Annotated in this window: 5 protein-coding genes; all 5 read left to right on the top strand. The window is 46.2% G+C overall.

The genetic code is table 11. The features are described from left to right. Positions 1 to 476: 476 nt before the first annotated feature. Positions 477 to 3,530 carry a sensor histidine kinase gene (locus ABW391_RS27245; RefSeq protein ID WP_353485069.1) on the top strand — a complete coding sequence of 1,018 codons (3,054 nt, stop codon included), beginning with the start codon at positions 477 to 479 and terminating at the stop codon, positions 3,528 to 3,530. 18 nt (positions 3,531 to 3,548) lie between these two features. Next, complete coding sequence (locus ABW391_RS27240) at positions 3,549 to 4,283, top strand: LytR/AlgR family response regulator transcription factor (RefSeq protein WP_353485068.1); 735 nt, start codon at positions 3,549 to 3,551, stop codon at positions 4,281 to 4,283. Positions 4,284 to 4,377: 94 nt separating this feature from the next. After that, entirely contained in the window at positions 4,378 to 5,835 is a 1,458-nt protein-coding gene (gene crtD, locus ABW391_RS27235) for a 1-hydroxycarotenoid 3,4-desaturase CrtD (protein WP_353485067.1), read from the top strand. Between the two features lie 10 nt (positions 5,836 to 5,845). Beyond that, on the top strand, positions 5,846 to 6,478 hold the full coding sequence (locus ABW391_RS27230; RefSeq protein ID WP_353485066.1) for a carotenoid biosynthesis protein: 633 nt from the start codon (positions 5,846 to 5,848) through the stop codon (positions 6,476 to 6,478). Between the two features lie 16 nt (positions 6,479 to 6,494). Then, positions 6,495 to 6,983: sterol desaturase family protein (locus ABW391_RS27225; protein ID WP_353485065.1), on the top strand; the 489-nt coding region annotated here is incomplete at its 3' end.

Here is a 6,983-nt window from a genome sequence, read left to right as displayed (position 1 = left end):
AGAAAACTGGTCATAGTTTAGAAATTTAGTGGTTATAAGTTAATTGTAATCCAGACCCCTTGCCACTTGACAGTCATAGCGTCTGTGATAGGGATGAATAAATCCATATAAGCATTGAAGCTTAAAAAACCGAAAGTGTTACCTTAGCACAACAGATGGATTCTCCATCAGCTACTCAGTAACCAATCCCAACTGAAAAAATGTGTAGTCATCAAGGTAGGTTGCACTCCATGTGCACAAAAAAGAGGAGAAGAACGTCAACTGACATTCAAGAAGAAGCATTTTGCTTTGATAGGTTTTTCTTTCATGAATTGGATTTTAGTTTCTCAAATATCACTTCTTTCCCATTCACCTGCTTCAGATTCCTAAATTCGGCCACTTCCTCCCCAAATCCGGCGGCATCTTTTCTAAATTCGGTAAGCCCTTACCTGATTATCCGAAAACATTTTCTACCTTGAGTTTACATTTAAGCCCCTATGCAAAACCCAAGTATTACTAACCCATTTTCCTCAACATTTCGCCTCATTTCTACAGTAGCGAAATTGCTTTTGTTGCACTTGTGGGGGTTGTCGCCTTTTTTGGAGACCACTACACTCCTCGCCCAGACCTCCCCCCACCCCGCTTTCCGCCAATATACCACCGACGATGGCCTGGCCAGTTCAGAAACCTATTGCATCATCCAGGATAAGCAAGGCTACATCTGGATTTCCTCCGACAATGGGGTCAGCCGCTTCGATGGCTATCAATTCCGTAACTATGGGCTCAAAGATGGGCTCAAAGAAAACGTCATCTTTGAAATGCACCTCGATACACTGGGCAGGTTGTGGATGCAGGCGATGGGGGGCAACCTCTACTATCTGGACGGAGAAACCATCCGGCCTTATTGGAACAATGGTGTATTGCAAAATTTTAAAAATCGACCAGATGTCGGCAAGGGATTTATTGTTGAAGGCGCGGGGGAAACGGTGCATATCGCTACCTTAACTTATGGTGTAATCAGCATCAGCAAAGCAGGCGGCACGACTATCTATCCGCACCCTGAGCCATCTTTTCGTCAGGTTTTTGAAAGAAAAGGCCAGGCAATCAATGCTGCTTTCAATCACCTTGATGCTGAAGTTCAAAAGGCTTATCAGGAAAAACTACGCCAGCAGAACCGCATCTCTCCGGTCTATTTTCATACCAGTAAAGGGCTGAGGGCTTTCCCAGATTTGTACTATTCCAATATTGAAAATGTGCAAAAGGTCGAAACCTTCCGCTTAGGGGAGGAAAAATACCTTTGCCAAACTTATGACGATGTCTGGTTCATCCAAAATGGTCAAATCCGGTGGCGCTACCATTTCCCCTACGATATTCTGCATGCCCGTTTGATGCAAGATGGGCAATTATTTGTGGGACTACACCGCTATCAAGGGCTGTGGGTTTACCCATCCGTAGAAGCATTTCGACAAGGGCGAGGAGAGAACTGGCTACCCGGGCAGAGTGTGAGTTATTTTATGGAAGACCGTGCAGGAGGCCGTTGGTTTACCACCAATGAAAGTGGTGTTTTTTATGCCCCTGCCAATGCTTTTTTGATCCATGACCAGAAAACAGGTTTGCCCGATGAAAAAGTAACTGCACTGACCCTCAAAAATGAAAAGGAAGTATACGTGGGTCTTGGAAATGGAGAGATATGGAGTCGCCAACCGAAGTCAGAAAAATGGATGAAACTTACTTCAATTCCGGGTAAAGGTTCGATAAGAGACCTCTATTTTGACCACCAAGCTCAACGGCTTTGGGCGGGAAGGGATAATTTGGTTTACCTACAACAAAACAAATGGATCGAATACTCAGCAACACTAGAGCGAGAAAAATCCATCACTACTGCCAACCGCATCACCACCAGCCCCACTGGTGAGCGGCTATGGCTGAGCAACCATATGGGCTTCATGAGTATTGAATTTCCCCAAATGAAGCTGGCTAATCTTCAAATGGGCCACGGACAACGTACCTATGTGGTTCGCGAAGACTTCATGAGGCGGGTGTGGGTAGGACGACCCGAGGGGCTGTTCGAACTAAAGGATGGCATCTTGTTGGAACGACAAAACTTGCACCCTGCTTTTGCGCTGCGGGTAGAAGACATTGTCCTACTGCCAGACAGCACCCTGGCGGTGGCCACCAAAGGTGGAGGCATCGTTTTTTGGAAAAATGGCAAACACGAACAATTGACTACCGCACAGGGCCTGTGCGCCGACATGCTGGAATGTGTGTACGCTGACGAAAAAGGGGTAGTATGGGCAGGCACGCTCAACGGCCTCAACCGCATCAGTGGAAGCTGGGGGAAACGAAAAGTGGAAGCAATCACGGTGGCACACGGGCTGCCTTCTAATGAAATCAGTCGGATTACCAGTTCAGGGGAAAACGTGTGGGTAGCCACGAGCAAAGGTTTGGTGCATTTTTCGAAAAAGCCCATCAATCATTTTTCGCCACGCCCTATCCTTGCTTCGGTACTCGCCAACAACCAGCCCCTGGACTTGAGCAAACCATTGGCCTTGCTTTGGAATAAAAACAACCTGGAAATCAATTTTTTTGCCATCAACTTCAAGATGAACGGCAAAATCCCCTACCGTTACCGCATGGATGGCGGGGCTTGGGCACAGACGCTCAACGGCTCCCTTAATTTTCCAGCGTTGCCACCAGGTCAACGTTTTTTTGAAGTCCAAGCCCAAAACGAGGACGGCATCTGGAGTGCCCCCACAAGCCTCCGCCTAGCCATTCATCCGCCCTGGTGGGACACTTGGTGGTTCAGAATCGGGACAATCGTTGTTGCACTTTCTATGTTGTTCTTTGTTTACAAATATCGAATTGGCCGTTTAAAAAAACAGAACCAGATTCAACAGCAAATTACAGAATTGGAGCGAGCAGCCTTACAGGCGCAGATGAATCCCCATTTCATTTTCAACTGCTTGAATTCCATCCAAAACTATATTCTCCAGAATGAAAAAGAGTCGGCTATACTTTACCTAGGCCGTTTTGCAGGCCTCGTGCGGAGTGTTCTCAATGCCTCCGTGGCGGGAAAGATCCGATTGGAGGATGAACTGAACCTGTTGAACAATTACCTAGCCTTGGAAAAATTGCGCTTTAAAGACCGTTTTACCTATGAAGTCAAAACGGCCGATGGGTTCAATGTTTTTGAGCTATCCATTCCTCCCTTGCTGGTACAGCCTTATGTTGAAAATGCGCTATTGCATGGCATGTCCGGTAAGACAAGTGGAGGCAAAGTGTCGGTTTTGTTTAAAAAAATAGCGAACTACCTGGAAGTGTCCATCCAGGACAATGGTACAGGTTTCAATGGGGAAAGTGGCCCGGGCAAAAATGCCAAAAAGCATAAGTCCTTTGGCATGTCCATTACCAGCAATCGACTGAAATTGCTTGCGGATAAAAAGGAAAATGAGGCAGTACACACCCGCAGCATCCTGGATGAACACGGCCAGGTCTGTGGCACAAAAGTTACCATTCTGATTGGTTTAGGGACGGAATTTTTTGAGTCATAATTCAAATAGTACTGAAACATGAAGCGAATTGCCATCATAGATGACGAAACGGATGCGCGGCAATTGCTGCGGAGCATGATCACAATCTTATGCCCAGATGTGGAGATCTGTGGCGAAGCAGACAGCGTGGAGAGCGCTTATGTGCTGATTCGCCAAACTCAACCACATGCTATATTGCTGGATATTTCTCTTGAAGAGGGAAACGGCTTTGAATTATTGGATAAATTCCCACAGCCTGCATTTCAGGTCATCTTCACTACTGCGCACAACGAATTCGCATTGAAAGCTTTCCGCTATCACGCCTTAGACTACCTTTTAAAGCCGATTAACTCAGTAGAATTAGCACAAACCATCGATCGGATCAAAGAGACATTTGGCAATAATTACCCTGAAAGACTTAGCAACTTAATGGAGAGCGCCAGGAAGGGTCATTTGAACAAAATCTGCCTCAGCAGTCAAGAGGGCATGATTTTTTTACGCCTTGATGATATTGTACGCCTTGAATCAGACGGCAGTTATACTACTTTTTGCCTTTTGAATCAGGAGCGTCATGTCGTATCTCGCCCAATGAAAGAATTTGAAGAACTGTTGCCCAAAGACACCTTTTTCAAACTCCATCAATCACACCTGATTAATTTGTCTTTTGTCAAAAAAATACTACGGGAAGAAGGCGGCTATGCCTTGATGGAAGATGGGTGTAAAGTCCCCATTGCTCGGCGGCGAAAAGAGGAATTTTTGGAAGCAATTAAGTGAAAAGTTAGGCTATAAGTGCTGACAACATAGCTCATTTAACAACCTTAAAAAAACCTTCCGCCCAATTTTTTGTTACCACAGCAAAACAAACACCTTGAAAATAGCCATCATCGGAGCTGGAATTGCGGGTCTGGCCTCCGCAGTGCGCATGGCCAGCAAAGGACATCAAGTAGAGGTATTCGAAGCCAACAGTTATCCTGGTGGCAAGCTATCACAATTTGAGCTACAGGGCTATCGCTTTGATGCTGGACCTTCCTTGTTTACCATGCCGCAGTACGTTGATGAGCTGTTTCGGGTTGCAGGAGTTACCCCTGAATCCCGCTTCCGCTACCAACGCCTGCCCATCGTGTGCAATTATTTCTGGGAAGACCAAACCCGGCTTTCTGCTTATGCCGATGCACCTGAATTTGCGTCAGAGGTAGAGGAAAAGCTGGGGGTCAAAGCCGAAAAACTGCTCCTTTCCCTGGAAGACAGTCGCCACAAATACGAACTCAGTGGACGTATTTTTCTGGAAAAATCCTTGCACCGCTGGGATACCTGGCTGAATTGGAGCGTAGTGAAGGCCATGTTAAAAATCCCGCAATTTGACCTGTTTACCACTATGAACCGGGTCAATGAGCGCATGGTACAACACCCCAAACTGGTGCAATTGCTCAATCGCTTTGCCACCTACAATGGGTCCAATCCCTACAAAGTACCTGGGTTGTTGACCATTATTCCCCATTTTGAGCACCACCAGGGAGCTTTTTATCCTGAAGGGGGTATGCACCACATTACGCAATCGGTTTTTGAGTTGGCCCAATCTTTGGGAGTGCAATTTAATTTCAACAGTACGGTGGAGGAGATTCTCCTTGAGAAAGGCCGTGCCACAGGAATCAAAGTCAATGGAACGGTTTTGCCTTATGAGCGCATCATTTGCAATATGGATGTTTTCCATGCATACCGCCGCTTGCTGCCCCATGCGCCTCAACCCGAAAAAACCTTGCGTCAGGAAAAATCCACTTCCGCGCTGATTTTTTACTGGGGTGTTCAACGCGATTCCCCGGAATTGAACATGCACAATATTCTGTTCAGCGAAGATTACCGGCGTGAATTTGAACTGCTCAGTCAGGGGCAAGTCAGCGATGATCCAACGGTGTACATCAACATCACCTCTAAGCATACCCCAGGTGATGCCCCTCCGGGTTGCGAAAACTGGTTTGTGATGATCAATGTCCCTTATAATGATGGCCAGAATTGGGATGCCATCATTGAGCAATCACGCACACAGGTGATGGCAAAAATCAATCGCATTCTGGGGATAAAGCTCCAGGATTTGATTGCTTGTGAAGAAATCCTGGAACCCCGCAGCATCGAGCGCAAAACCTGGTCGCATTTGGGTGCTTTGTATGGCACGAGTTCCAACAACCGCATGTCTGCCTTCCTGAGGCATCCTAATTTTAGCCAAAAAATTAAAAATCTGTACTTTGTGGGGGGCAGTGTGCATCCTGGCGGCGGTATTCCGCTTTGTTTGCTATCAGCTAAAATTGTGGATGAACTAATCGATGTTTAATTTGATTCTTATGCAATTCAGCAAATCTAACCTGGCCATTTTTTACCTGGGCATTGTATATCTGGTGGGCATCGTTGGTATATTGCTGCCTGTACACCCTGAGTTCATTCGGCTTACGCCGCTGAATTTGCTGGTTTCATTGGTTACAGTACTGCTTTTTCATCCACTATGGAGCAAAGCAAGCGTTTGGGTACTGGCCATTTTTTTTGTGATTGGTTTTTGTGCTGAAGTTTTTGGAGTAAAAACGGGCTTGCTCTTTGGAACTTACTCTTATGGGGAAGTGCTGGGCTGGAAACTTTGGGATACCCCCTTAATGATCGGCATCAACTGGATGCTTTTGGGCTATTGTTGTGGCGTCACCATCAATCACCTGGCACCCAACTGGACATGGTGGAAAAAAGGCCCAACTGCGGCTGCCCTCATGGTATTGCTCGATCTATGTATCGAACCTGTGGCCATTGCCTACAATTTTTGGGAATGGCCTGGCGGTATTGTACCTTTGCAAAACTACCTTGGCTGGTTCCTGGTTTCCTTGCCTTTGTTGCTATTGTTTGCCTATTTACAGGGCCAAATTCGGAACAAAGTGGCAGTGGCTTTGTTATTGATGCAATTCGCATTTTTTGTAGTACTTCGTTTATTCTAAGGAAAAAATATAGCTTATGCAAGTCCTCATTTACATCGGAATCACTTTGCTTACTGTGTTCGGTATGGAATTTGTAGCCTGGTCGGCGCACAAGTACCTCATGCACGGCTGGTTGTGGATCTGGCATGAAGACCACCACAAACCCCACCACGAGAAAAAAGGATTTTTTGAAAAAAACGACTTGTTCTTTCTGGTGTTTGCGATCCCCAGCGCCACCTCGTACATTTTGGGTTTGGCCACGCCCCAACGCTGGCTGTTGTTTGTAGGCATCGGCATTTCGATATATGGCCTGATTTACTTTTTCATCCACGATGTGTACATCCATCAACGTTTTCGCTGGTTTCGGCAGTTGGACAGCCCTTATTCACGAGGGATTTTGCGCGCACACGGAGCACATCATGCCAAAACACACAAAGAAGATGGTGAGTCTTTTGGCCTGTTGATCGTTCATTCCAAATATTTCAAAAAGCGCAGTGAATGGAATAAGCAGGAGAACAAAGAGGAG

It is taken from the genome of Haliscomenobacter sp., from assembly GCF_040403615.1.
Taxonomy (GTDB): Bacteria; Bacteroidota; Bacteroidia; order Chitinophagales; family Saprospiraceae; genus Haliscomenobacter.
This window is presented reverse-complemented; position numbering and strand designations above follow the sequence as displayed.